This window comes from Comamonas halotolerans (genome assembly GCF_030162935.1).
Taxonomy (GTDB): domain Bacteria; phylum Pseudomonadota; class Gammaproteobacteria; order Burkholderiales; family Burkholderiaceae_C; genus Comamonas; species Comamonas halotolerans.
In genome coordinates, this window is the sequence record NZ_JASAUZ010000045.1 from 128302 (window position 1) to 154197 (window position 25896).

Annotated in this window: 18 protein-coding genes; 10 read left to right on the plus strand and 8 right to left on the minus strand. The window is 56.6% G+C overall.

From position 1 onward, the window contains the following. Positions 1 to 120 precede the first annotated feature (120 nt). Complete coding sequence (locus tag QEP11_RS14975; RefSeq protein WP_284337449.1) at positions 121 to 2319, minus strand: TonB-dependent receptor domain-containing protein; 2199 nt, start codon at positions 2317 to 2319, stop codon at positions 121 to 123. A gap of 304 nt (positions 2320 to 2623) precedes the next feature. Between QEP11_RS14975 and QEP11_RS14980 the strand changes: the two genes are divergently transcribed. Together QEP11_RS14980 and QEP11_RS14985 are read left to right on the plus strand one after the other, a co-directional pair. Beyond that, positions 2624 to 3901: a DUF445 domain-containing protein gene (locus QEP11_RS14980; RefSeq protein WP_284337450.1), complete on the plus strand. Its 1278-nt coding sequence runs from the start codon at positions 2624 to 2626 to the stop codon at positions 3899 to 3901. 91 nt (positions 3902 to 3992) lie between these two features. Then, on the plus strand, positions 3993 to 5972 hold the full coding sequence (locus tag QEP11_RS14985; RefSeq protein WP_284337451.1) for a ligand-gated channel protein: 1980 nt from the start codon (positions 3993 to 3995) through the stop codon (positions 5970 to 5972). Between the two features lie 234 nt (positions 5973 to 6206). Here the strand turns inward: QEP11_RS14985 and QEP11_RS14990 are convergent, their stop codons facing one another. Both QEP11_RS14990 and QEP11_RS14995 read right to left on the minus strand, forming a co-directional pair. Continuing rightward, positions 6207 to 7649, minus strand: a complete 1443-nt coding sequence (locus tag QEP11_RS14990) for a class I SAM-dependent methyltransferase (protein ID WP_284337452.1) — start codon at positions 7647 to 7649, stop codon at positions 6207 to 6209. 115 nt (positions 7650 to 7764) lie between these two features. Further along, positions 7765 to 9990, minus strand: a complete 2226-nt coding sequence (locus QEP11_RS14995) for a FepA family TonB-dependent siderophore receptor (protein WP_284337453.1) — start codon at positions 9988 to 9990, stop codon at positions 7765 to 7767. A gap of 153 nt (positions 9991 to 10143) precedes the next feature. Here QEP11_RS14995 and QEP11_RS15000 point away from each other — a divergent pair, with 153 nt between their 5' ends. Continuing rightward, positions 10144 to 11088: a siderophore ABC transporter substrate-binding protein gene (locus QEP11_RS15000; RefSeq protein WP_284337454.1), complete on the plus strand. Its 945-nt coding sequence runs from the start codon at positions 10144 to 10146 to the stop codon at positions 11086 to 11088. A 332-nt stretch (positions 11089 to 11420) separates the two neighbouring features. Next, positions 11421 to 13220 (plus strand): phosphoethanolamine transferase, encoded by a 1800-nt coding sequence (locus QEP11_RS15005; RefSeq protein ID WP_284337455.1) that lies wholly within the window; start codon positions 11421 to 11423, stop codon positions 13218 to 13220. 21 nt (positions 13221 to 13241) lie between these two features. Here QEP11_RS15005 and QEP11_RS15010 read toward each other — a convergent pair whose 3' ends face one another. Then, positions 13242 to 13676 (minus strand): hypothetical protein, encoded by a 435-nt coding sequence (locus QEP11_RS15010; RefSeq protein ID WP_284337456.1) that lies wholly within the window; start codon positions 13674 to 13676, stop codon positions 13242 to 13244. Positions 13677 to 13878: 202 nt separating this feature from the next. On the opposite strand from QEP11_RS15010, the gene QEP11_RS15015 reads away from it, so the two are divergent. From QEP11_RS15015 to QEP11_RS15035, 5 genes are all read left to right on the plus strand, one after another. After that, complete coding sequence (locus tag QEP11_RS15015; RefSeq protein ID WP_284337457.1) at positions 13879 to 14814, plus strand: TauD/TfdA dioxygenase family protein; 936 nt, start codon at positions 13879 to 13881, stop codon at positions 14812 to 14814. 117 nt (positions 14815 to 14931) lie between these two features. After that, entirely contained in the window at positions 14932 to 15975 is a 1044-nt protein-coding gene (locus QEP11_RS15020; protein WP_284337458.1) for an ABC transporter substrate-binding protein, read from the plus strand. A 27-nt stretch (positions 15976 to 16002) separates the two neighbouring features. Continuing rightward, the gene (locus QEP11_RS15025; RefSeq protein ID WP_284337459.1) at positions 16003 to 17079 is read left to right on the plus strand and encodes an ABC transporter ATP-binding protein; all 1077 of its coding nucleotides are present in this window, start codon (positions 16003 to 16005) and stop codon (positions 17077 to 17079) included. Positions 17080 to 17087: 8 nt separating this feature from the next. Then, positions 17088 to 18035 carry an ABC transporter permease gene (locus QEP11_RS15030; RefSeq protein WP_284337460.1) on the plus strand — a complete coding sequence of 316 codons (948 nt, stop codon included), beginning with the start codon at positions 17088 to 17090 and terminating at the stop codon, positions 18033 to 18035. A gap of 443 nt (positions 18036 to 18478) precedes the next feature. Continuing rightward, positions 18479 to 19474 (plus strand): TauD/TfdA family dioxygenase, encoded by a 996-nt coding sequence (locus QEP11_RS15035; protein ID WP_284337461.1) that lies wholly within the window; start codon positions 18479 to 18481, stop codon positions 19472 to 19474. Between the two features lie 124 nt (positions 19475 to 19598). On the opposite strand, the gene QEP11_RS15040 is transcribed toward QEP11_RS15035, so the two are convergent. The 3 genes from QEP11_RS15040 to purU all read right to left on the minus strand — a co-directional run bounded on the left by QEP11_RS15040 (position 19599) and on the right by purU (position 23141). Continuing rightward, positions 19599 to 21083 carry an FAD-linked oxidase C-terminal domain-containing protein gene (locus QEP11_RS15040; RefSeq protein WP_284337462.1) on the minus strand — a complete coding sequence of 495 codons (1485 nt, stop codon included), beginning with the start codon at positions 21081 to 21083 and terminating at the stop codon, positions 19599 to 19601. Between the two features lie 147 nt (positions 21084 to 21230). Beyond that, complete coding sequence (locus QEP11_RS15045; protein ID WP_284337463.1) at positions 21231 to 22151, minus strand: LysR substrate-binding domain-containing protein; 921 nt, start codon at positions 22149 to 22151, stop codon at positions 21231 to 21233. Positions 22152 to 22292: 141 nt separating this feature from the next. Next, positions 22293 to 23141 (minus strand): formyltetrahydrofolate deformylase, encoded by an 849-nt coding sequence (purU, locus tag QEP11_RS15050; RefSeq protein WP_284337464.1) that lies wholly within the window; start codon positions 23139 to 23141, stop codon positions 22293 to 22295. 53 nt (positions 23142 to 23194) lie between these two features. Here purU and QEP11_RS15055 point away from each other — a divergent pair, with 53 nt between their 5' ends. Next, on the plus strand, positions 23195 to 25537 hold the full coding sequence (locus QEP11_RS15055; RefSeq protein ID WP_284337465.1) for a putative bifunctional diguanylate cyclase/phosphodiesterase: 2343 nt from the start codon (positions 23195 to 23197) through the stop codon (positions 25535 to 25537). 60 nt (positions 25538 to 25597) lie between these two features. Here the strand turns inward: QEP11_RS15055 and QEP11_RS15060 are convergent, their stop codons facing one another. Further along, a complete protein-coding gene (locus QEP11_RS15060) occupies positions 25598 to 25894 on the minus strand; it encodes a BTH_I0359 family protein (RefSeq protein WP_284337466.1) in 297 nt (98 codons plus the stop codon). Positions 25895 to 25896: the final 2 nt, after the last annotated feature.

The following is a 25896-nucleotide window of genomic DNA, read 5'->3' on the forward strand; positions in this document are numbered from 1 at the left end:
GCGTTTTTATTCGGATAGTCTTTCAGTTGGAGTCACGTAACTTTTTTTGCACCATAGGCTTTTCAGTGATGGAGCATAAAAAAAGGGAGGCAGTGCCTCCCTTTTTTGATGCCTGCAGTCTTAGAACTGGATATTGGCACGCAGCCACAGAGTGCGGCCATCGGGCAGACTGCCCTTGGTGCTGCGTGAGCCTGCAATATATGGGCTGTACCAGGTGCCATTGACCTGGGTGAACTTGCGGAAGTCTTTGTCCAGCAAGTTGTAGATGGTGGCGCTGAGGGACACGTTCTGGTTGACTTGGTACTTGGCGCCCAGATGAAGCAGGCTGTAAGCCTTCAGATCAGCACCCATGGCCTTGTATTCGGCGCTGTTGTAGTCAATGGTGTCTGCGCGACGGCTTTTGCCACGGTACTCGGCTTGCAGCCAGGAGCTCCACTGGCTGTTGATATCCCAGTTCAGGGTTGCGCTGGCCTTGTGCTTGGGCGTGTCGCCCAACTTGCCGGTGACGCGGCCAGACTGGATCAATTCACTGTCTGTCCAGGTGTAGTTCGCGGTCAGCGACCAGGCAGGGTTGAAGACAATCTTGTTGCTCAGTTCCAGGCCCCATGTTTTGCCTTCGTCGCCGTTGGTGTAGAAGGAGCCGCTGACGTCTGGGTCTGTGTAGTCCAGCTGGTTGCAGCCTGCGACGTTGCTCGGGCTGTTTTCCACGCAGTCCTTGCTGATCATTTTGTTCTTGATCTTGTTGTGGAACAGCGTGGCACTACCCGTCCAGCCGTTGAGGTTGTCGAACAGCATGCCGATTTCAGTGCTGGTGCTGGTTTCTGGCTTGAGGTTCGGGTTGCCAAAGCTTTGGGAAGTGCCTTGCCCGCTCATGCCGGAGAGTCCGTCCACCATGCGGTTGATTTTGGGTGCGGCAAAACCTCGGCTGACACCACCCTTGAGTGTGATGTAGTCATTGGTGGCCCACACCAGATAGGCGCGAGGGCTCCAGTGGCCGCCAAACTTGTCATGGTGGTCATAGCGCAGGCCGCCGGTAGCGGTCAGCTTGTCCGTGATGCTCCACTCATCTTCAGCAAACAAGGCCCATGTTTTCTGCGTGAGCTTGTTTTGCCCATACAACTTCACAATACCGTCCTTGGCCGTGTTGTGCGCGTATTGGGTGCCGATAGTCAGCAAATGCTGTTCGGCAATGGGTGTGATCAGCTTGGCATCTGCGATGGTGCTGACGGTCGAGAGTTCACGGTGGCGGCCAGCGCGGCTGCTGTCCATGCCTGGAGTGAAGGCTTCGGAAGGCAGGGTGCGGCCGCGGGTGTCATTGTCCACGTGGCTGATGCTGGCTTCCAGGCGCCCGATATCGAGATTGCCTTTGTAGCCGAAGGCATATTGGTCACGATTGAATTCCAGCTCATCGGTGTAGCCAGAGGCGCTCCCACGATTCGGTGCCTGGGGGTTGCAGTTGCGGTCAAAACCGTCTTTGGTGCCCAGTTCACAATCGCCGTTGCTGAACGAGGTGCGGGCACTTTCTACATCCAGCCAGAACTCATGTGCCGCAGAAGGTGTGTACGTCAGGCGTGCGCCAATGTTGTGCTGGTCACTCTGGGTGGGGCTGGGGCCGCGTGTGCTGATGGTGCCGCCCGCCGAGGATGGCTCCAGATGTGAGCCCTGGCGCTTCATCATGCTGCCGCGCACAGCCAGGCCCAGGCGATCTTGGGCGATAGGGCCATTCAGGTAAAAGCTACCCTTTTGCACGGCACCTTGACCATCGACTTCTGGCACAGAGCCTTCGATCTGTACGCTGCCGCCCCATTTCTTGGCGACTTTGCGGGTGATGATGTTGATAACGCCACCCATGGCATCAGAGCCGTACAGCGTGGACATGGGCCCACGGATGACTTCAATACGCTCAATGGCGGACAGCGGAGGGATCAGCGAGGTCAGGGCCTCACCAAAACCGTTGGGGGTGGTTTCACCAGCTGGGTTGGGGCGGCGGCCATCAATCAGCACCAGCGTGTATTCGCTGGGCATGCCACGCATGCTGATATTGAAACCACCGGTCTTGCCCGTGCTGCCGCGCACGTCAATGCCTTCGACGTTTTGCAGTGCTTCGGCCAGATCGCGGAAGCTTTTCTTCTCCAGCTCTTCACGTGTCACGACGGAAATGGAAGCGGGGGCTTGCTTGAGCTCTTGCTCAAAACCAGATGCAGAGACCACCACTTCAGACATGGTTTGTGTGCTCTCTTGCGCGATGGCGGAAACACAGGCTGCAGCAGCCAATGCGATAAGCGAGGGTTTGGCGAGGAATCGGTTTGCAATAGACATAGCAATTTCAGCCAGCTTCTCCTGGCATTGAGGCAATGGTGTTAGTGGGAAGTTGCAACCCAAAGGCTGCTCAAGCATGTCCGTGTTATTGCTTGTTATGTGGACGAAAGTGGCTGATTATGGCTATGCAAATAGAAACAATTCTCAGTATCTAACTATATTTGTGCATTTTGTCGCTTATGCGATACGCGTGTTTTCTATGAAATGCTGGGAGCTGGCATCCATTCCTACCTGAATCGTCGTCAGGGCATATGCATGGGGCTGCTTGTAAATTGCTAGGCTTGGAGGCCAGGAGAGATTTCCCATGCTACCAAGCCACATAGTCAGTTCTGACCTGCGACGTGCGAAGCGCTGGGCCACGGGCTTGCTGCTGATGGTGAGCGCCGTATTTGTAGGTACGCATTTTCTGCCTGCGACATTGGTGGTGCGCTGTATCAAAGCTGTTGCGGAAGCGGCAATGGTGGGGGCGCTGGCAGACTGGTTTGCGGTGACGGCCTTGTTTCGCCGTATACCTTTGCCCTTGGTTGGGCACCACACTGCCATCATTCCGCGCAACAAAGACCGCATTGGTGCGAATCTGGCCACTTTTGTTCGGGACAAGTTTCTGGATGCCCCCTCGCTGGTGGTCTTGATGCGCCAGCATGACCCGGCTCAGCTGATGGCCGAATGGCTTTCGGATGCACGCAACTCCCAACTGCTGGGCAAACAGGTGGCCCGCCTGGCTGGGGGAGTTTTGGAGATGGTGCAAGACCAGCAAGTGGAGCGCTGGCTGAAGCGAACGCTGCGCACCGCGCTGTCGCATGTCGACCTCAGCCAGTCCGTGGCGGCAGTGTTGGCGGCATTGACCCATGGAGGGCGGCATCAGGCGGTGCTCGATGATGTGCTGGTCAAGCTTTCCCAAGTGTTGCGCGAAGAGCGCGCCCGGATTTTTATTGGTGAAACCATTGTGCAGTGGCTCAAGCGAGAGCATCCCCTCAAGGAAAAAGTGCTCCCTACAGATTGGCTGAGCGAAAAGGGCGCGGATGTCATTGCCCAGGCGCTGGATAGTGTGCTGGCAGATGTCGCTCAGAATCCGCAGCACCGCCTGCGGCAGGCTTTTGACGTGCAGTTGCAGCAGTGGATAGAGAGGTTGCAGAAAGATCCGGTCTACATGGACAAGGCGCAGCAGATTCGCGATTACATCCTGCACGATGAGAAGTTGGGCGAATACCTGAGTGGCTTGTGGTCACGCCTGAGAGGCAAGCTGCAGGCAGATCTGACCAAGGAGCATTCCTGGGTTGCTCGCAAATTTGCCTCAGTAGGTCAGTGGCTGGGGCATTCTCTGATCCAGGATGCAGCGCTGCGTTCGTCAATGAATGAAAGGCTGGAGCGCTGGACCCAGGGGCTGGCGCCGGATGTCTCTGCTTTCATCGCCAAACACATTCAAGATACTGTGCAGCGCTGGGATGCCCAGGAGCTTTCAGCCTTGGTGGAACAACACATCGGCAAGGACCTGCAATTCATCCGCATCAATGGCACGCTGGTGGGAGGGTGCATTGGATTGCTCCTGTTTGCTGTGACGGAAATCGCAAAACGGCAGTAGAGGTGATGCGCCGGATGCTGATGTGGTTTTGTAAATCTCTCTTGCATATTGAATAATAATAATTCTTATTCGTTTTAATTGTGAGGGAGTGATGACTCGATTTCAAATGAAGTTTCCTGCGCTAGCTGCAGCGCTGTTCGCATCAGGTTTTGCAATGGCAGCCCAGGAGCAGTCACTAGGCGCTGTGGTGGTGACCGCCTCAGGTTTTGAGCAGGCGGTAGAAGATGCGCCGGCTTCCATCACTGTGGTGACACGCGAAGAATTGGAAAAGAAGTCCTACAAGGACATCACGGATGCGCTGCGTGATGTGCCTGGTGTTGTTGTGACTGGTGGTGGCAGTTCCAGCGATATCAGTATTCGTGGCATGGCAGCTGGCTACACCATGCTGCTGGTGGATGGGCGTCGTCAAAACTCGCGCGAAACACGTCCGAACAGCGATGGCTCTGGGATTGAACAGGGATGGCTGCCGCCTGTGAGCGCCATTGAGCGCATCGAAGTTGTGCGTGGCCCCATGTCATCACTGTATGGCTCTGATGCGATGGGCGGCGTTATCAACATCATTACCCGCAAGGTTGCCAAAACGTGGTCTGGCTCGGTGAGGGCCGAGACAACCCAGCAGGAAGAAGCTGCCGCAGGAGACATGTATCAAGCAGGCTTTTACTTGTCAGGCCCTATCAAGGATGACGTGATGGGCTTGCAGCTGTATGGCAACAAATCTCGCCGCATTGAAGACAAGTTTGTGGGCGGCTTTAATGAGCAAGACACCTTGAGTGGTACTGCGAAGCTGAGCCTGACCCCCAACAAGGACCACGATATCGTGCTGGAAGTTGGGCGTACGATGCAAGACCGGATTTCTACACCGGGCAAGTCTGCAGCGCTTGAAAGTTGCCGTAGAGGCCGCTGCACCCCGAATTCAGTCTCGGAGAACAATTACGACAAAACCTTGTATGCCTTGTCGCACACTGGTCGTTTTGCTTTGGGCACTACCAATACGTATGTACAGCAGGAAAGCATCGACAATCCTGGCCGTCAGATGTACCTGAAGAACACAGAGTTCAATAGCCAGATCACGATGCCTCTGGGCAAACATCTGACCACGTTGGGTGTTTCTTACAAGAACGAAGACTTGGTGGATAACAGCAACAAGCTGGGACAGATTGAACGCTATCAGTGGGCATTGTTTGCCGAGAACGAGTGGAGCATCTCTGATGCCTTTGCGCTGACGACAGGTCTGCGCATGAACGAAGATGAAAACTATGGCACGCACTGGACGCCACGCGTGTATGGCGTGTGGAAGGCGACCGAGCAACTGAGTCTGAAGGGCGGGATCTCCAGTGGTTTCAAGGCGCCTGGACTGCGATCTGCAGCCGGACAGGTGACGGGTGGTGGCGGAGACCCTGCCTGGATTATCGGCAACCCCGACTTGAAGCCAGAAAAGAGTTTGAGCCAAGAATTGGGCGTGGTGTGGGACAACCGCAGCAATTTGAGCACCAGCTTCATGTTGTTCAATACCGAGTTCAAGGACAAGATCACGGAAATTCGGTCCTGTAGTGACACGGCAAGTGCTGGACAGTCCATTCAGACGGGCAACTGTGTCTATAACGGCAAGAATTACAAATTCCTGAGTGACCGTGTGAATGTGGATAAAGCCAATATGCGAGGCATTGAGGCAACTGCAACATGGTCTGTCAGCGATGCTGTGCGTCTGGCGACCAATTACACCTATACCCACTCGGAGCAAAAAAGTGGTCAGTTCAAAGGTCAGCCTCTGAGCAAGATGCCAAGGCATATGCTGAATGCCACCTTGGACTGGAGGGCTACGGCAGACCTTGGTCTGTGGAGCCGGATGAACTTCCGCAGCAAGACTTCCGACTACCTCAGCCGTACATCGATGGCAAAGGGAACGCCATCGTTCACTTTTGTTGATGTTGGCCTGAACTATCAGGTGGCAAAGAATACAAAGCTGGGCGCAGGCATCTATAACCTGTTCGACAAGCAGGTTGATGATTCGACTTACGGGGCGCAATACGATGGCCGCCGCTATTGGGTGAGCGTGACTGCAGGCTTCTGACGCTGATGGGCCTGCGGGCCTATCAGCAATGGTTTCCTGCTGTGAGCATTACCCAGGCAGACCCTCCTCCGGAGGGCTTCTCATTTTTCAGATTGCACGAAAACTCAGAAGCGTGAGGGCCGTGTGATACGAGGCCGCACCTCTATTGTCGTGCTGCGCAAGCGAAGGGATGAGCCAGTTTGGAGCTGCCTGTGACAGACAAAGTCCAAGGTACCAGCTACTGCGTGCCAGGTTTTAGATATCGCTTGGTATGCCCAGCCAATGCATGCGCTGCTGCAGCCAGAGAGATGGCGCTAGGCCTGGCACCGGAGTCGCACTACCTGTTGCCGCAGCTGCCAGAAAGCTGGTTGAAGGCTGCTCGCACGGGCGAGTGGCCAGTACCTGGTTCAAGCGGTGCACCCGGGCGAGTGTTTGTGCATCGGGGGCCGTGTTGTGTACGAATTGAATCCATCCTGCCCAGCACAGGGTCTGCAGCAATTGGCTGACCAGTGCGGGCTGTTTGGCATACAAGGGGTGCTGCAGCAAATCTGCATAGCAGCAAGGCCCTTGCTGCAAGTGTGTCAGCAGGGGCTGAATATGTGCCATTGGCATGTCCACGGGGCCAATACGGGTGTCCAATCGAAGGCTGTGGCCTGAAGGTGCATCAGGCGCTGGTGCTGTTGGGGTGAGCGTGATGCGCTGGCGCAGTAGTTGCTGGCGGTGCTCGTCAGCTGTCAGCACGTTGCCTTGTGGATGTGCGCGTTGGTAGAGATCGCGTCGCTGATTCTGGTTGCGCGCAATGTCTTTCAGGGTTTCTTGCTCGCGTGCATCTGCGCCTTGCTGTTTGAGCTCCATCAGCAAAGGCAGCACGCCTTGCGGCAAGGATGCTGCATCGATGTTCTCCAGCAATGTGGCGCTGCCAGCCCATTCACATTGCACCGATGCCATATCGGAAATCACGTCGGCAACGTGCAGGCAGTCCCAGTGGTCATTGAGGAATTCGTGGGCTGCATAGCGGGGATCCATGCGTGCCAGGGTGTCAATCTGGCTGGTCAGGCGTGGGTGCTCGGTAAAGTAGCCAGTGCCTGCTGCAGCAGTGCGTTGCAGCAAGGCCAGAGCGGCTTGCACCTGCTTCGTGGAGCTGACCGTGTTGCTGCGCTTTGCATGCAACTGCGCCAGTTTTTGGGCTGCTGCCACAGTGGCGGAGCCGGGGTGACTCATGTAGGCCAGATAGCACACACCGCCCGGCAAGAGCCAGCGCTCTAGCAGTTGCCGCATGATGTGGCGGTTGTGGGGGCTGACCCAGGAATAGACGCCATGCGAGACGATGAAATCACATCCCTTCCATGGCACCTGTTTTTCACGCAATAGTGTTTCGAAATCCGTGCAGATGAACTGCACATTGCCCAGACCTGCTGCCTCAGCCATCGCTTGCGCCTGATGAATGGCTTGCGGGTTGACATCAATGCCGAAGAAGTGTCCGCTGGGATAGGTCGCAGCAGCGATGACGGCACTCATGCCTGTGCCGCAGCCCAGTTCCAGCCATGTAAACGGCTGCTGGATGTCGGGTGATCGTCGGCCCAGTGCCTGCAGTGCGCTGCACATCCACTGAGGCATCAGTTCGCGATGAACATAGTCAGGATAAGCCACATCGGTGACATAGCCGTCAGAGGTACGGGAGGCAGCGAAGGTGTGCATGACCGATCAGCTTGGAAAAAATGGAACCAAGCCTGTAGCGATGCCACAGGCTTGGTCAGCAGAGGGTGAGTCCCACAGCATGAGCTGCAGGGGACTTCAGGCGTACCTTGGCAGCTTAGAAGCGTCCAGTCAGCGAGACATAGTATGCGCGGCCCAGTTCGTTGTAGGTTGCAGCGCCCGCTCCAGAGCTGTTTGATTCACGGTACAGGCGTTTATCTGCCAGGTTGCTAACGCCGAAGTTCAACGAATAGTCCTTGTTGATCTTGTATTGGGCACCAATGCCAAATAGTGCATAAGACGCGACTTCCTTCAATTGTTCCGCAGTGGATGCCTGACCACCGGTTTGCACAGTGCGAGGCTTTTGGCGGCCATAGAAGGTGGCGTTAAGTTGTGTGGAGAACACATCGTTCACGCGCCAATCCAATGTGGAGTTGACGGTGTACTTGGGAATCAGCGACAGAGGTTGATCACTTTGCTTGTTGTGATTCTTGAGCATGTACGTGAAGTTGTTCACCAGCTTCAATGTGCTGCCATCCTTGCCGTCCAATGGAACGGTCAGATTACCTTCAAAGCCCTTCACGACAGCCTTGCTGGCATTCATCCACTCATAGACCTGCGAGGTGCCGACCCAGATGGGGCTGCCGTCGTTCATCTCTGCGTAGATCTTGTTCTTGTAGTCGTTCTGGAAATAGCTCAGGCTGGCATCCAGACCACTGTGGTTGGTGTAGGCCACACCAATTTCCTTGTTGATGCTGGTTTCTGCCTTCAGATCCGGGTTGCCCATGATGTAGCAGCCACCTCCCGCATTCGGAGAGTTGGCAGGGCAGCCGTTACCCATGGTGAAGTACAGGTAGTTGTTATTGGTCTGGTACAGGTTGGGCGACTTGAATGCACGGGCAATACCACCTTTGACCTGCCAGTTGTCATTGGCCTGGTAGGTGGCATTCAGGCTGGGGCTCCAGTTGTTGCCGGATTGGCTGTGGTGGTCAAAACGCAGGCCTGGGGTCAGGATCAGGTTCTCGACGACCTCAAAGTTGTCTTCCACAAACAGCGCAAAAGTTTGAGCATCGGCCTTGCCGCTGCGCTCGCCAGAGGCGCCAATGACGCCAGAAATATCGTTGCCGCCACCGGCGGTTGTCGATTGCGCATTCGCTGCGGCGTCTTCCAGACGCTCATCGCGGTATTCGAAGCCACTGGTAAGCATGTGGCTGGTGTTGCCCAGGTTCAGCGGCGTATTGATTTCACCCGACAGGAAGGTGTTCCTTAGTTTGGAGGTGATTTTGTCGGTAGCGCTGTTGATGGAACCTTCCGGGCCGCCAGCCAGACCGACAGGATTTTGCCAGCGACGTGTGTTTTCATGCTGCAGCAGCAAGCGCGATGTGCCCCAGTCCCATTTGCCGCGGTGATTCAGAGAAATGGTGTTGCGGTTGGTGCGGTTGGTTTCTTTGCCGAACAGCGACTCACGGATAGGCGCGTTGGCATCGATGCTGACCGGCGTTTCGCCAGCGTATTGGTTGGTCTGGCGGCTGGCTCCCAGCTCCAGCTCCAGCACTTGCTGGGGTGTCAGATCCCAACGCAGCATGGTATTGATGTCTTTGTTCTCCACACCTTCACGCCCGGCGGGCGCGATGGCTGTGGTGGTCGCGGAAGTGCGGTTCAGATCAGGGCTGTCAGCGTCAGTCTTGGCGGCATTGCCGTACACACGGAATGACAGGTTTTCTGCAAGCGGTCCGGACAGGTTGAAGCTGCCGCGTTTGGTGTCACCTTCTTTGGAGTCTTCCTGGAACTTGCCATACACGGTGACAGAGCCCTGGAGCTTGTCAGTAGGCTTTTTGGTGATGATGTTGACCACACCGCCAGAAGCACCCGAGCCGTAACGTGCTGCAGCAGGGCCACGGATGACTTCAATGCGCTCAATGGCTTCAACAGGGACCCAGTTGGAGTCGCCACGTGTGTCGCGCTCACCGCTGCGCCCCATCTTGGCTCCGTTGCGAGATTGCACAGGCTTGCCATCAATCAGGATCAAGGTGTTTTCAGGGCCCATACCGCGCAGATCAATCTGACGGTTGTTGCCGTACTGACCAGACGAAGAGTTCCCGGTCAGATTCACGCCGGGCATGGTGCGCACCAATTCGGAAATGTCGTTGGCGGGGGGACGCTCGGTCAACTCTTCCTGTGTGATGACAGACACCCCCAAAGCCTGCTTGAGTTCTTCTTCTGCAGTGGAGCGGACGGTGGTTTCGCTCATCACAGTCTCTTGAGCGTGGACTGCTACAAAGCTGTGCGCCGCGAAGGCAACGGCAGACAATGCGAACAAGCGGTTTTTAGGGTGCTTCGTCATGTTGGTAAGTTTTGATAATGAGAACGTTTCCTATTCAATTGTATGTAAAAAGATGATAATGAGATTGATTCCTAGTTGATCTTTGTGGTTTCACTGATACATCCAGTGACTACACAGACCTTCTTTTTGTTTTTTTATTGAAGGGACCTTGAAATGGCTTTGGGCAACAACCGTATGCAGCGTCATTGGCGAACAGGCGCTGCTCTGTGTGTTTTGGCATGGAGCGTTTCTGGCCATGCACAGTCTGCGCAGAGTGGGATGTCCGGAGCCGGCCAGCCTCAGAACGTGGTGGTTTATGACCTCGCCACACTCGATACCATGCAGGCGCTGGGTATTGCGGTGACGGGTGTGCCCAAGGCGCAGTTTCCGGCCTATATGGCTGGTTATGCCGATGCCAGGTACACGGTGGCAGGGTCACTGTTTGAGCCTGACTACGATGTGCTCAGCAAAATCAAACCCGACTTGATCATCGTGGGAGGCCGCTCTGCCGCCAAGGCAGAAGTGCTGGGCAAGCTGGCTCCCACACTGGACTTCAGCGTCAAACCAGCCACCATGTTGGAAGACATGGAGCGCAATATCGCCAAGATTGCTGGCATGTATGGCAAGCAGGCTCAGGGCGAAGCTTTGGTATCTAGGATTCAGCGGGAAGTTGCGGAGTTGAAGCAGCTCTCCAGCCAGGCGGCGCCCGGTGTTTTGCTGATGGCTGTGAATGAAAAAATCATGCCGCAAGCCCCTGGTGCGCGCTTTGGATTCCTGTTTGATGTTCTTGGGGCCAAGTCTGCGCTGACGGCCAAAGATGTGCCTGCCCGTGGTGGTCCGGCTTACACCTTTGATGATCTGGCCAAGCTGCAGCCGGAGTGGATTTATGTGATTGACCGCAACACGGCGGTTGGATCTGCTGCGGGCGGTGGTGAGATCATTCCTTCCACCAAGGTGTTTGATAACGACAAGGTCAAGGCAACACCTGCAGGCCAAAAGGGGCAGGTGGTTTTCCTGGATCCCAAGGGCTGGTATCTCATGGGCAGCGCTGGCCCTACTGCGTTGCTCAATAACGTGGCTCAGCTCAAACAAGCCTATAGCACTGCACTGAAGCAGTAATCATGCGGCGCGCAGCAGCGCTCCATTCTCGTCCTGTATCACAGCTAGGTATGGCTCCAGCCGTTGAAGGCAGCTGCTTTGCATCTCCATAACCGCTTGGCCAGGAAAGCCCTCGTGAGAGGGCTTTCCTGAATCTGCCAACCGCTTGCGCATGGCGTACGGCGCACGCAAGAGGTCAGGAAGTTGCACGCAGCATCGCTTTCAGTCAGGGGGGCAGCGCTGCGGCCGCTGTGGCGTGAGCAATAGCCACCTCTATCGCAGACCTAGCTGAACACTGCCTGAACCGCGGGTTCAGGCGTTCTTCAATTTCAACGCGCACAGTGCCTGCCGCTATGAAGACTTTGCGCACACTTTTTCTCTCTTACAACATGCCGGACAAAGAAAAAAGGCAACTCGGCGCTCGCACGCAATCTGTCTGGTTTGCACATCGGTTATCTGCTCAGGCCGCAGCACTGGTATTGACACTGTGGATCACGCTCTTTCTCAATCAGGCACTGTGGAAGCATCTTTGGGCGCTGCCTGATTTGGATGATGCCTGGGGTGCGAAGCGGCTGGTGCTTGCCGCCATGCTCGCTTGTGGCTGTTATCTGTGGCTGTTGCTGTGGTCATGGGCCAAAGTGCGGCGCTGGATGTGGTCTGCGACGCTGTTGCTAGCAGCTCTGGTGCAGTTTTATATGTTGCGTTATGGCGTGATGATGGATACGTCCATGGTGCGCAATGTGCTCAATACGAATACCCATGAAGCGTTGGCCTTGCTGACTTCTGCATTGCTGTGGCATGTGCTGGTGTTTGCAGGCGTGCCCATGGCGTGGCTGTGGTTGTGTGTGCATTTCAAGGCACAGTCCTGGAGCCAAGCACTCAGAAGCTCTGTGGCCTGGGGCGCAGCCATGGTGATGGTTACAGCGTTGCTGGTTGCGGTGGGCTATCAGATGACAGCGCCGATGGTGCGGACGCACAAAGCCATTCGTTACATGATGAATCCTCTGGCTGCGCTGGTTTCGGCCCATGATGTGGTGATCAAACCGTTGTGGCAGGAAAGAAGACCGCTGCACGACATTCGCGAAGGGTTGGCTCTGGGTAGAAGCTATGTGCAAAATCCACAGCAGGCGATGACTGAAAAACCTCCGCTGCTGGTTTTGGTGGTGGGAGAGACCACGCGGGGCGACCATTTCTCGCTGAATGGCTATCCACGCTCCACAACACCAGAATTGGCCGCACGCGATGTGCTGAACTGGAGCAATGCGCAGTCTTGCGGAACCAGCACCAATGTCTCGGTGCCGTGCATGTTCTCGCACCTGGGACGGACGCAGTTCAAGCGCCGTGCTGCAGACTATCAAAATCTTCTGGATTTGCTACAGAACGCAGGGCTGGGGGTGAGCTGGCTGGACAACCAGGCAGGCTGTCAGGGTGTGTGCGCGCGGATTCCTTATCTGCAGGCCGACCATGTGGCAACACCCGATGCCATTCAGCGATGGTGCAAGAATGGTGAATGTCTGGATCGTTTGATGGTGGAGGTGCTGGACAAGCAACTGGCGAGCTTGCCAGCGGTGGCACGACAGCGGGGTGCAGTGCTGGTCTTGCACCAGATGGGCAGCCACGGTCCTGCGTACTACCGACGTTCAGCAGCGGATACCAAGCGTTTTCAGGAGGAGTGTCAGAGCAACGAGATCGCCAGTTGCAGCCATGAGGCACTGGTGAATGCGTACGACAACAGCATGGCGGAAACCGACAAGTTTCTGGCGCAGACCATTGACTGGCTCCAATCGCAGGCAGGCCATTACGCCACAAGCTTGCTGTATGTGTCCGATCATGGCGAGTCTTTGGGAGAGGGTGGTGTGTACATGCACGCAGCACCTTACGACATGGCTCCCAGCGCGCAAACGCATATCCCCTGGGTGTGGTGGCCGGGCCAATTGCCATCACGTACCGGCGTGGACCTGGGCTGCGTAGCGAAAGCGACAGGGACACCGATTTCGCACGACAACTACTTCCATACGGTGTTGGGTTTGCTGGATGTGCAGACGCCGCACTATCAGGCTGCGTTGGATCTGCTTGCACCCTGTCGCTCAACGCATGCCATGGAGCCCTTTGACGCTCCAGACAAGCAGCGCTGGCTGGCTCAGAAGCGTTAAAAAGAGCGGTTCGGGCTGTGGTCAGTTCTTGCTGGCATCTTGCTCAGCGGCCGCTTTTTCGTCAGCCAGCAGGTGCTCGCCAATTTGCTTCCAGGCCTTGGCGGCATCGTGTTCGCCAGCAAAGTGGTGGCAGCTGGCGGCTGTCATGGCGATGCGCCCATTTTCAGGGTCCAGGTCAAAAGCCAGTTCACACTGAGCTGCCGCGTTGCTCCACATCACCAAGGCGTTGGCGGATTCTTCTTTCTGGAGTGCATAGGCTTCTGCCATCCACGCCTGAGCGAGCCGAAAAGCGGCTTCTGCGTGCATGGGCTCGGCTTTGTGAGCATGAAAAAAATGTTTGCCCGCTTCCTGCCACAGTGCGCGAGCGCGTTGGAAGTCGGTGGTGGCGGCCTGCTGGGCCTGTGCAACCAAGGCGTTGCCGGATTGCAGGTGCTGTTCAAAACTCAATGCAGTCATGGTGCGAAGGCAGTCTCTCAGAGATGTGCATTGTGACCTGCAGCGTTTAAGCGTGCGCGACAGCTGACTTCTTCGCCCGAGAGCCCGGGTGCGTCGGGCTTACTCGTTTTATGCATAAGCATGCTTGAAAAGCTTCGTTCACAGCAGAGGACGCAATTTCTAGACTGGCTGCAGTCTTGTGATTGTTGGAAGGAATCGCGCCATGTCTGTTGCTTTTGCCGTCGAGGCTCCTGCTGTTGTATCTCGTACCTCTGTGGTTGCTGACCGTGTGGCAGACACGGCAGCGTTTCGCATCATTCCATTGCAAGGCAGTGTGGGGGAGCTGGGCGCTGAAGTAGTGGGTTTGGATCTGTCCCAACCGCTGTCCGCCGTTGATTTTGATCGCCTGCAGCAGGCGCACTGGAAGCACCATGTGCTGGTGTTTCGCGACCTGCGTATCACTCCGGCGCAGCAGGTTGCATTCAGCCGTCTTTGGGGACCGCTGCAAATTCATGTATTGCGCCAGTTTCAGTTGCCCGGTCATCCAGAAATCCTGCAGGTCTCCAATATCCGCGACTCCAAAGGCCACCCTGAAGGCCTGGGCGATGCTGGTCAGATGTGGCATTCCGATCTGTCTTACAAGGAAGTGCCCAGTCTGGGCAGTTTGCTGCATGCGCAGGAACTGCCCTGCGAAGGGGGCGATACCTTGTTTGCCGATCAGCATGCCGCCTACGACGCTTTGCCCCTGGCTCTGAAGCAGCAACTGGCGGGGCTGCAGGCGGAGCATAGCTATCTGCTGCACTACAACGCCAACAGCCCATGGCGGCCCAAGCTGACCCAGTCGCAGATAGATGAAGTCAAACCGGCAGTGCACCCGGTGGTGACCACGCACCCTGGCAATGGTCGCAAGGCGTTGTTTGTCAGCGAGCATTTCACCAGCCGGATTGTCGGCCTGCCGGAAGACGAAAGTCGTGATTTGCTGCAGCAGCTGTTTGCACACAGCGTGCAGCCACAGTTTGTTTACCGTCACCACTGGCAACCGCACGACATGGTGTTTTGGGACAACCGTTCGGTGCTGCATCTGGCAGCGGGCACGCCTGAGCATCTGCGCCGCAAGCTTTATCGCACCACGGTTGAAGGCAGCAAACCCCAGGCCTGATCGCCACCGCTCTTCCCGCATGCGCTTTGAAGTTGCTCTCGCCACGCACGCTGCGAGTGGCTGTAGCCGCGCCTTCTGAAATCCGGCCACTGCTTCTGTATCGAATTGGAACTCTCTATGTCTTTGACTCCGTCTTTCTTCCGTTTACGCCGCACCCTCACGGGCGCATTCGCCGCTTCTACTGTCATGGCTGCCGCTCTCAGCGCTCCTGTGGCAGCCCATGCCAAAGAGGGCGAGCTGCGCATTGCCCAGCAGTTCGGCATTGTTTACCTGCTGCTGAATGTGGCGCAGGAACAAAAACTGATTGAAAAGCACGGCAAGGCACAGGGCGTGGATATCAAGGTGGAGCTGCTGCAATTTTCCGGTGGGCCGGTGATCAACGACGCCTTGCTGGCGGGCAAGGTGGACATTGCCGGTGCTGGCGTAGGCCCGCTGTTCACGCTCTGGGATCGCACCAAGGGCAGGCAGAACGTCAAAGGCGTGGCTTCGCTGGGTAACTTTCCCTACCAGTTGGTGAGCATCAACCCCAAGGTCAAGACGATTGCCGACTTCAGCGACAAGGACCGCATCGCGCTGCCTGCGGTGGGAGTGTCTGTGCAGGCACGTTTGTTGCAAATGGCGGTGGCCAAGCAATGGGGGCTTTCGGAATTCCAGCGGCTGGATAAATTTCAGGTGGCTTTACCCCATCCGGAAGCAGTCGCGGCTTTGCTCAAAGGGGGTACAGAGATCAATGCGCACTTTGGCAGCCCACCGTTTCATCAGCAGGAACTGGCAGGCAATCCTGACGCACATGTGGTGCTGAACTCTTACGACGTTCAAGGTGGTCCGGCCTCGTCCACAGTGCTGTACACCACGGAAAAGTACAAGAACGAGAGCCCAAAAACCTACCGCGCATTCCTGGATGCGCTGTATGAAGCTGCGCAGTTTGTGCAGCAAAACCCGGAGCAGGCCGCCGACATCTATTTGAAAGCCAGCGGTGCCAAACAGGATCGCAAACTGGTGCTGGAGGTGATCAAGGATCCGCTGGTGCAGTTCACCGTGCAGCCACAGCGCACCTTGGGCCTGGGGCAATTCATGCACAGCGTGGGAGTCATCAAGAACTCACCCACGCAGCTGTCTGACTACTTCTTTGACGACCCGCGTGTGACGGGCGGCAACTGATCTGGAACCCAAGGAAAGGAGCCTCCCATGCCACGTCTTGCACATGCCTTCGTTCGCAGCACAGCAGTCGCGCCGGTGAAGCCCTCCCTGGCCCAGCGGTTCTGGCAGCGCTGGGCCGCTGAATGGGAAGGCCCAAGCGGTAGCTGGAGTAGCGATCTGGCAGAGCCGGACGATAGGCTTGCCTCTGGTCGCAGCGCAGGAGCTGTGAATGCGCCTGAATCAAGTGCTGTATCTGCTGTGGTGACACCGTTGTTGCAAATCCAGGATGTGAGTCTGATCTATGCCACCGCCAAGCAGCAGGTGCGTGCCACACACCGTGTGAGTCTGGATGTGCATGAAGGTGACCGCTTTGTGCTGCTGGGCGCATCAGGTTGCGGCAAAAGCAGTTTGCTCAAAGCGCTGGGTGGTTTCATCGATCCAGCAGAAGGGCAGATTTTGCTGGACGGTAAGGCCGTGTATGGACCAGGGCCGGATCGCGTGGTGGTGTTTCAGGAGTTTGATCAGCTGCCTCCGTGGAAAACCGTGCGTGAGAACGTGATGTTTCCCTTGCTGGCCTCGGGGCAGTTGGGCCGCGAGGCAGCCCGTTCCCGCGCCGATGCGGTGATCGAGAAGGTGGGGCTTGCGCAATTTGCCGATGCGCATCCGCACCAGCTCTCTGGGGGGATGAAACAACGTGTGGCCATTGCCCGCGCACTGGCCATGCAACCGCGCGTGCTGCTGATGGACGAGCCGTTTGCTGCGCTGGATGCGCTGACACGCCGCCGCATGCAAGAGGAGTTGCTGGCGCTGTGGGAAGAGTTTCGCTTCACGCTGGTTTTCGTGACCCATTCCATTGAAGAGGCGCTGGTGGTGGGCAACCGCATTGCCATCCTCTCACCCCATCCAGGGCGGGTGCGAGCGGAGATCAACAGTCACCAGTTTGATTTGTCCAGCCAAGGCAGTGCGGCATTCCAGGCGACGGCACAGCGCATTCACCGTTTGCTGTTTGAGCCCGCCCCTGGGGTAACGGTCATACCTGCCACACAGCCCATGCCTTCAGCGGTGGAGCGAGAAGCTGAAGCCACCCGTGCTCCCGCCTGGGTCTCGACTCCTGTCAGCTTGTGAGTGTAGCCATGTCTGTTTTGCCTTTGCCTACTGCAGCTTCTGCTTCTGCTTCTGCACAAACTCACTCCCATCCTGCATCCAGTGAGCATGCAGCGGCGGTACCGCCCATTCGTGCCGAATATGAGCGTGCCTTGCCGCCGCTGGGGGATGTAACTCCAACTCGTCCACTGGCGTGGACAGCGAGGCTTTGGAGGCTGGCCGCCGTGCGCCGTTTGTTGATCCTGGGGTTGCTGGCGCTAGCCTGGCAGGCACTGGCAGTATGGCAAGACAACGAGTTGCTATTGCCCAGCTTTACCTCGACGTTGCAAGCTCTTCTGGATGGCTGGGGCAGCGGTGAATTGCTGGGAAAAGTTGCTATTTCGCTTGGTGTGTTGGTGCAGGGCTATCTGCTGGGAATTGTGGGGGCACTGGTGCTGACCACGCTGGCGGTGTCGACGCAGCTGGGGCGAGATTTGCTCACCACGCTCACCAGCATGTTCAATCCATTGCCAGCCATTGCGCTGTTGCCGCTGGCATTGTTGTGGTTTGGGCTGGGCCAGGGCAGCTTGCTGTTTGTGCTGGTGCATTCGGTTTTGTGGCCGCTGGCACTCAACACCTATGCGGGCTTTCAGGCTGTACCCGATACCTTGCGCATGGCCGGGCGCAACTATGGGTTGAGCGGTGTGCGGTATGTGGTGCAAATCCTCATCCCGGCCGCTTTGCCTTCCATTCTTTCTGGGCTCAAGATCGCCTGGGCGTTTGCATGGCGTACCTTGATTGCAGCGGAGCTGGTGTTTGGCGCATCTTCTGGCAAAGGCGGGCTGGGGTGGTACATCTTCCAGAACCGCAATGAACTCTATACCGACAAGGTGTTCGCAGGCTTGCTGACGGTGATTGGAATCGGCTTGCTGGTCGAGACTCTGGGCTTTCACACGCTGGAGCGGCTGACAGTACGTAAATGGGGGGCACAGCGTTAAAGCTGTTCAGCACGGCCTGTACGCAAGCTTGTCGCAAAGCGGTTTGCGGTATTTGAAACTGGCAGCAGTGGCGTTTAGTCGCTATAGATGGAGTGCGTGTGGCTGAGCTTGCAGTTTCTGTCGTGCAGCGCATAACTGACCATGTGAAGGTGCTTTGGCGCTGTGCCAGAAGAATTGCTCGCGCTGTGTTAGGTGCAAAGAGGGGTGAGTTTTTGAGCGTGTCTGGATTGTTCCTTGAAAAAATCTTTCCAACTCCAGAAAAAAGACGCAGCAGTTTTGCGGTGTGCCGAATGCCTGTTCGGGGCAGCATTTGGATGCAGTGCCCGTGAAGGTGGCACTGCAAAGCTAGATTTAACCGCCAGCACTGCCAAGCACTGCAGGTTTGCGCCATGCAGTCTAGGATGAAGCTTTCGGGTTAACCCTTGTCTTTTGGGTAATACAGCGTGAGCATCATTCTTCAAAAACCTTTAACTGGCCCCGCAGCATGGCGCGGCGAAGATCTGGCCGGTGATACTTCATGGATTCACCAGCTCAGTCAAGACGCGATTGCTGCGCTGGATTTTGCGCTGGCACACCTGAAGGCCAAAGGCTTGGCATTCCCCCATTTTTCGCAAACAGACTTTCCTTTGTCTGAAAACTTCCGTGCAGCGTTGCGCGCCCATGCGGACACACTGGAAAACGGGCGTGGCTTTCTGGTGCTGCGCGGCTTGCCCGTTGAGCGCTATAGCGACGCAGAGATCAATGCCATCTATTACGGCGTCGGGCTGCATCTGGGCCAGCCTGTACGCCAGAATCCGCGCGGTGATTTGCTGGGTTTGGTGATGAACGTGGGCGACAAGACCAAAAAAACCACGCGTGTCTATGAAACCAACAGCTATTTGCCCTATCACACGGATCCATCGGATGTAGTGGGTCTGCTGTGTGTGCGCAAAGCCAAGGAAGGCGGGCTGTCCAGCTTGGTGAGCGTGGGTGCGATCTACAACGAAATCTTGCGTACACACCCGGAGTACCTGGCACTTTACTATCGCCAGTGGTACTGCGCACACCTGTGCGAACAGGGTGATGAGCCGGGCCTGACGCCTATTTTTAGCTTCCATCAGGGCAAGCTCAGCTGTCGCTATTTGCGCCAGTATCTGGAGCTGGGCCATGAAATGAAAAACCTGCCGTTGAGTCCGGTGGAGATCGAGGCGCTGGACCTGTTTGACCAGATCATCCATATGCCCGAGCTACGCCTGGACATGATGCTGGAGCCCGGTGACATGCAGTTTGCCAACAACTATGCGGTGCTGCATTCGCGCAATGGATTTGAAGACTTTGACGAACCCGAGCAGCGCCGCAAACTGCTGCGCCTGTGGTTGAAGATGCCCAACGCCCGTGCATTGGCGCCGGAGTTCCCTGGACGCAATGGCTTTCCGGAGCAAGTGGCTGCGGTGGCCTGACTCACAGGCCTTTTTACCTGCCCCACGCAGTTGCTGCTACCCAGTGATGGCGATGCGATAAAGCGCATGTCTTGGGCAAGGAATGCGCCCATGAAAGGCCGCCAAGTCTTTGGTAGCCTTTTTGTCAAAAGCGCGGCAGGTCGGGGTGGCTGATTTGCCCGCCACGCACCAGCATCTTGCCGTATTCTGCGCAGCGGTTGTGTGTCGGTATGACTTTGCCAGGGTTGAGCAAACCCGCTGGGTCAAACGCGGCTTTGAGCGCAAACATCTGCAGATTCTCTTCCGTGGTGAACTGCGTGCACATGGAGTTGAGCTTTTCCACCCCCACGCCATGCTCGCCTGTCACAGTACCGCCCATGGCCACGCTGGTCTCCAGAATGTCGGCGCCAAACAGCTCACAGCGGTGCAGCTCATCGGGGTCGTTCGCATCAAACAGAATCAGCGGGTGCAGATTGCCATCGCCCGCGTGGAACACGTTGGCGCAGCGCAGACCGTATTTCTTTTCCATCTCCTGGATGGCCAGCAGAATGTCGGCCAGGCGCTTGCGCGGAATGGTGGAGTCCATGCACATATAGTCAGGGCTGATGCGTCCAGAGGCCGGGAAGGCATTCTTGCGCCCACTCCAAAAGCGCATACGCTCCTCTTCGCTGTTGCTTACGGCAATGGCGGTTGCGCCAGCAGTGCGCAGCACATCGCTCATGCGGGCTATTTCTTCTTCCACCTCTTCGGGCGTGCCGTCGGACTCGCACAGCAAGATGGCTTCGGCGCTCAGGTCATAGCCTGCGCGCACAAAGTCTTCCACCGCGGCGGTCATGGGCTTGTCCATCATCTCCAGTCCCGCAGGGATGATGCCTGCTGCAATCACGGCGGCCACGGCATCGCCGGCTTTGCGCACATCGTCAAAGCTGGCCATGATGCAGCGTGCCAGTTGTGGCTTGGGGATCAGTTTGACGGTGACTTCGGTGGTTACTGCCAGCATGCCTTCACTGCCAATAAGTGCGGCCAGCAAGTCATAACCGGGGGTGTCGAGCGCGTCTGAGCCAAACTCCACGGGTTCCCCTTCAATGGTGAAACCTTTGACTTTCAGGATGTTGTGCACGGTCAGACCGTATTTCAGACAGTGCACACCGCCAGAGTTCTCAGCGACGTTGCCACCAATGGTGCAGGCAATCTGGCTGCTGGGGTCAGGTGCGTAGTACAAGCCATAGGGTGCAGCTGCTTCGCTGATAGCAAGATTGCGTACCCCACACTGCACCACTGCGGTGCGGCTGTAAGGATCGACCTGAAGAATCTGGTTGAACTTGGCGAGTGACAGCGTGACACCCATGGCATGGGGCATGGCCCCCCCGGACAGCCCCGTACCCGCGCCACGGGCCACCACCGGGACGCTCAGTGCATGGCAGGTTTTGAGTACAGCCTGTACTTGTGCATAAGTCTCTGGCAGGCACACTACCAAAGGCCGCTGGCGGTAGGCGGTCAGACCGTCGCACTCATAGGGCGTGGTGTCTTCGGCATTCCACAGCAAGGCATGCGCTGGCACGTGCTGGGACAGGGCTTGCACGACCTCGGCTTGGCGGGTTGCGCGTTCGGAAAGGCTGGCGGATGTCATGGTGGATGACTGTAGGGCAAGCTTGGGCGCAGCGCTGTGATTTTTCTTGCAAGACTGCGTGAAAGCGTCGCGTATGAGACGACGCTGCTTTTCCAGCAACATACAGGGGGTGTGGGGTGAGCCAGAAACGTGGCGAGCAGCTCAGGTCTACATGGTTTTGGCAAGCCATTCGGCAAATGCCTGGCACTCCCAGCGGTCCATGGTGCCGGTGCGCCAACACAAATAGTGCGCGTGAGGGCTGGGCACATCCAGGTCAAACAAGCGCACCAGAGTGCCATTGTCCAGCCATGGTGCGCCGAGCTTGAGGCGCACAGGAGCTATCCCCAAGCCCGCAGAGGCGGCATCGCACAGCAGGCCGACATCGTTGAACTGCGAGCCTTCGGTGGGTTCGGGCCAGTCCAGGCCAGCAGCCTGAAACCATGGCCGCCAGGATTCCAATGGGCTGCGTAGCAGCGGCAACTCTTGCAAGTCTTCGGGCTTTTCGATGGGACCGTGCTGGCGCAAAAAAGTGGGAGAGGCCAGCGGTGTGTAGACATCGCGGGCAATCTCCTGGTGCTCTACATCGGCATAGTGGCCAACGCCATAACGCACCATGAGGTCGGCATCTTCGGCGACAACGTCGAGCAGCGGAATGGCAACTTGCAGCGTGATGTCGATTTCGGGATAGGCCTCGGTGAATTGGGCCAGACGAGGAATCAGCATGCAGCGTGCAAAAGTGGGCGTCACTGCGATTTTCAGGCGTGCGCGGCCGGAGGCAACAGGATGATTGGGAAAGCACTGGAGTGCGCCCAAGCCTTCGCGTACTTGTTGCAGGTAGTTCTGTCCGTCAGTGGTGAGCGAAAAGTCAGTGCGCCCGAACAGTTGTGTGCCCAGCACCTGCTCGAGTTGGCGCACGCGATGGCTGACGGCGCTGGGGGTGACGCTGAGTTCTTCCGCCGTGAGGGTGACGCTGCGCAGGCGAGCCAAGGCTTCAAAGGTCAGCAGACACTGAATCGGAGGGATACGGCGGGCCGAGCGACTGTCAAAAAAACGGGTGGGGCGCTGGCCGTTGTTACGAGGTGTTGACATGGTGCTGACAAAAAAACTGAGCGCAAACGCTATGCTTTAGAAAGCAAAAAACGCTTGTTGCTCTGAACTTCCCTAATTTGGCAATTCGAAAAGTATGAGGCAACAAGCGCAGTACGCTTTGCTTTGATGGGCAGTACGACCTTAGCGGAACACCACGGTCTTGTGACCATTCAAGATGACGCGGTGCTCACTGTGCCATTTCACCGCACGGGCCAGTACCTGACTTTCGGTATCCTGGCCGCGCGTGGTCAGGTCTTGCACGGTATCAGTGTGGTCTGCGCGGGCCACATCCTGCTCAATAATCGGCCCTTCGTCCAGGTCCGCCGTCACATAGTGGGCAGTGGCACCAATCAGCTTCACTCCACGCTCGTTAGCCTGGTAGTAGGGCTTGGCTCCCTTGAAGCTCGGCAGGAAGCTGTGGTGGATATTGATGGCTTTGCCGGATAACTTTTGACACAAATCATTGGAAAGCACCTGCATATATCGTGCTAGCACCACCAACTCAGCCCCTTCAGCCTGGATAATCTCAAACTGTTTCGCTTCGGCTTGAGCCTTGGTGGCAGCCGTCACAGGAATGTGGTGAAAGGGGATGTTATGGCTGGCCGCGAGTTGGTAGAAGTCGCGGTGATTGCTGATGATGGCTTTGATGTCGATCGGCAGCTGACCAGAACTCCAACGGAACAACAAGTCGTTCAGGCAGTGGCCTTGGCGGCTGACCATGAGTACGGTTTTCATGCGTTCAGCCATGGAGTGAAGACTCCATTTCATGCCATAGGGTTCCGCCAGGGCGGCGGTTGCTTCTTTGAGTGCTGCAATGTCGGTGTTTTCACAAGCGAACTGGACACGCATAAAAAACAGGCCGGTGGCACTATCGTTGAACTGGGAGGCTTCTTCGATGTTGGCACCTTGCTCCAGCAAAAAGCCGGAGACGGCATGCACCAGGCCGCGGCGGTCTGGGCAGGAAAGAGTAAGGATGTAGGCTTGGGTCATAGCAACGCAATTGTCGCAGCATGGCCGCAGCTGAGAGTGAATTGAGGAAATACATGCAACAAGAAAGATCAGTTCTGCACCAAGCGTGCTGGCGCGCGTTGGTGCTGTATTTGGTCGCGGGCTTGCTGTGGTTTGGAGCTGGCGATGCTGTGATGCCACTGCTGGTGAAGGACCAGCAGCTATACATCATGCTGCAGCGTGCGCAGGATTACATCTTTGTATTGCTCTCCGGTTGTTACGCAGCGTGGCTGGTTGCCTGCGCCATACGTGCCAACGAGCGCCGTGAAGTGGCGCGGCAAGCCCTGGCGCAAAGCGAAGAGCACATGCGTCTGGCGCTGGAGGCCAGCGGCATTGGCATGTGGGACCTGGACATGGTGTCGCGGCGTCATAGCTTTTCCGGTGGAATGTCCAGCATGATGCGTTATGAGGGGGATGACTTTGCGCGGGACTTTGATCTGCGCTCACGCATACATCCCGAAGATCTGGCGATGGTGAAGGCACAAACCCGCCACTCGCTGCAAGACGGGGTGCCCTTCTTGCTTACGGCTCGTATCAAGGGCTTTGACGATCAATATCGCTGGTTTGAAGCGCGTGGCAATCGCCACTTGGATACAGGCGGTCGGCCGGTGCGTTTTTCCGGGATATTGGTGGACAAAACCAAGCAAAGGACGGAGGAGGAGCGGTTGCGTCTGGCAGCAGCGGTGGTGGATAACACAGCCGAAGGCATTGTGGTGACCGATGTGCACACCAATATCATTTCGACAAATCCTGCGTTTTCGCGCTTGCTGGGCTATGAGGCTTGGGAGCTGAAGGGGAAGCGCCCCTCGACATTCAAGTCCGGCAGGCATGACAAAGCGTTTTATGAGGCCATGTGGGCGAGTTTGCTCAGTACAGGCCAATGGCGGGGGGAGATCTGGAACCGTCGAAAAAATGGCGAGATCTTTCCGGAGCGCATGTCACTCAACGCGGTCAAGGATGCCAAGGGCGAAACGACCCACTATGTGTGTATGTTCAGCGACATTTCGCAGGAAAAAAAGCGCGAGGAGCAACTGCAGTTTTTGGCACACCGCGATGCCTTGACGGGCTTGTCGAACAGGGCCTGGTTTGTGCAGGAGCTGGAGCGTTGTGTTCAAGCAGCACAACGCGAAAAAGAGCAATTTGCCGTCATCTTGCTCAACCTCAATCGCTTCAAGGATGTGAATGACAGCTATGGTCACTCCATCGGAGATGAGGTGTTGCGACACTGCGCTCGCCAAGTGCAATCGGCCTTGACACCAGGAGATCTGATCGCGCGGATGGCCGGTGATGAAATTGTGGTGCTGACGCGCGGACTCACTAGTGCCAAGGATGCTGGCGTCATTGCAGAGCGTTTGATTAATGCAGTGGCGCAGCCATGGAAATCACCCGACGGATTTGCGGTTGTAGCCAGTGTGAGCGCCGGTATTTGTTGCTATCCGCAGCACGCGCAAAATGCGACATCACTGGTACAAGGCGCACATGCGGCGGTATATGGAGCAAAAAGAGGCAAGGGCACGAGCAACCAGTGGTGCTTTTTTAACAAAGACATGACTCGGGCTGCGCGGGAGCGCATTGCACTGGAGTCCCGGCTGCGCAATGCATTGGAGCAAGGGCATTTACAGATGTTCTACCAGCCCCAGATTGACATTGATACTGGAAACGTCGTGGGCTGTGAGGCCTTGATGCGCTGGTTTGATCCCGTAGAGGGCATGATTTCTCCTACCCGCTTTATTCCGGTGGCAGAAACCTCAGGTTTGATTGGTCCTTTGGGCGAGTGGGCGCTGGAAGAAGTCTGCCGTCAGGCGCAGGCTTGGACTGCTCAGGGTTTGCCTCCCATATCGATGGCGGTGAACATGTCGCTGCATCAGTTTTTGCTGACCGATATTGTCGGCTGCACGCGCAAGGCCCTTGAACGCTCCGGTTTGCCTGCCGCGCGGCTGGAATTGGAAATCACGGAGAGTGCTTTGGCGGCGCGCCCCGAAGAAGCCTTGACGGTGTTGCGAAGCCTGAAGGAGCTTGGGCTGCGACTGGCCATTGATGACTTCGGAACCGGCTATTCGTCCTTGGCACATCTCAAGCAGTTCCCGATTGACCTGCTCAAGATCGATCAGGGGTTTATTCGTGACATACCCGACAGCGCGGATGACATGGCCATTAGCAGGGCAGTGATCGCCATGGGGCAGAACATGGGGCTGAAAGTATTGGCAGAAGGAGTCGAAACGGCTGCGCAGCTGGAATTTTTACGCCAGCATGGCTGTAATTATTACCAGGGATTCTTTTGCAGCAAACCTATTACAGGGGCTGAATTCACTCAACTCCTGCAAGGAGAGCAACGCCGTCTCGAGCATGCCAAACTCTGCAGCAACTTCGAGATTTGATGGAGCCTTTCACTCTCACTTTTTCTTGAAAGAGGTCTTGAAGACCTCTTTTTTCGTGGATTAATGAATGACTACAGGGTTTTGCGCCAGTTGGGCGTAGCGCTCCAAGGTGTCCTCGACTTCTTCCTCGCTGGGCGATTCGCGCTGCCATTCCTGGATGACTTGCTGGAACAGTTCCGCCCAGGAACCATCCAGGTAGACCTCTTTGCCAGAGCGCTTGTCCACAATTTCAAAGCCGTGGCGAGGTAATGCCGGGGCAGGAGTTTGCCCGTCCGCCAGCAGCACTTCCGTGGGCAAGCCCAAGTCTGGCTTGAGATGGAGCACCACAAAAGTGTCGGAGTCGTAAAGCATTTGCATGG

Bases quoted from the DNA above. Each gene is read 5' to 3' on its own strand.
- QEP11_RS15040 (WP_284337462.1), bottom strand. From the start codon at position 21,083: ATGACATCCGCCAGCCTTTCCGAACGCGCAACCCGCCAAGCCGAGGTC.
- QEP11_RS15045 (WP_284337463.1), bottom strand. From the start codon at position 22,151: ATGTCAACACCTCGTAACAACGGCCAGCGCCCCACCCGTTTTTTTGAC.
- QEP11_RS14975 (WP_284337449.1), bottom strand. From the start codon at position 2,319: ATGTCTATTGCAAACCGATTCCTCGCCAAACCCTCGCTTATCGCATTG.
- QEP11_RS15025 (WP_284337459.1), top strand. From the start codon at position 16,003: ATGCCACGTCTTGCACATGCCTTCGTTCGCAGCACAGCAGTCGCGCCG.
- QEP11_RS14985 (WP_284337451.1), top strand. From the start codon at position 3,993: ATGACTCGATTTCAAATGAAGTTTCCTGCGCTAGCTGCAGCGCTGTTC.
- QEP11_RS15030 (WP_284337460.1), top strand. From the start codon at position 17,088: ATGTCTGTTTTGCCTTTGCCTACTGCAGCTTCTGCTTCTGCTTCTGCA.
- QEP11_RS15005 (WP_284337455.1), top strand. From the start codon at position 11,421: ATGAAGACTTTGCGCACACTTTTTCTCTCTTACAACATGCCGGACAAA.
- QEP11_RS14980 (WP_284337450.1), top strand. From the start codon at position 2,624: ATGCTACCAAGCCACATAGTCAGTTCTGACCTGCGACGTGCGAAGCGC.
- QEP11_RS14990 (WP_284337452.1), bottom strand. From the start codon at position 7,649: ATGCACACCTTCGCTGCCTCCCGTACCTCTGACGGCTATGTCACCGAT.
- QEP11_RS15055 (WP_284337465.1), top strand. From the start codon at position 23,195: ATGCAACAAGAAAGATCAGTTCTGCACCAAGCGTGCTGGCGCGCGTTG.
- QEP11_RS15000 (WP_284337454.1), top strand. From the start codon at position 10,144: ATGGCTTTGGGCAACAACCGTATGCAGCGTCATTGGCGAACAGGCGCT.
- QEP11_RS15015 (WP_284337457.1), top strand. From the start codon at position 13,879: ATGTCTGTTGCTTTTGCCGTCGAGGCTCCTGCTGTTGTATCTCGTACC.
- purU (WP_284337464.1), bottom strand. From the start codon at position 23,141: ATGACCCAAGCCTACATCCTTACTCTTTCCTGCCCAGACCGCCGCGGC.
- QEP11_RS14995 (WP_284337453.1), bottom strand. From the start codon at position 9,990: ATGACGAAGCACCCTAAAAACCGCTTGTTCGCATTGTCTGCCGTTGCC.
- QEP11_RS15010 (WP_284337456.1), bottom strand. From the start codon at position 13,676: ATGACTGCATTGAGTTTTGAACAGCACCTGCAATCCGGCAACGCCTTG.
- QEP11_RS15020 (WP_284337458.1), top strand. From the start codon at position 14,932: ATGTCTTTGACTCCGTCTTTCTTCCGTTTACGCCGCACCCTCACGGGC.
- QEP11_RS15060 (WP_284337466.1), bottom strand. From the start codon at position 25,894: ATGCAAATGCTTTACGACTCCGACACTTTTGTGGTGCTCCATCTCAAG.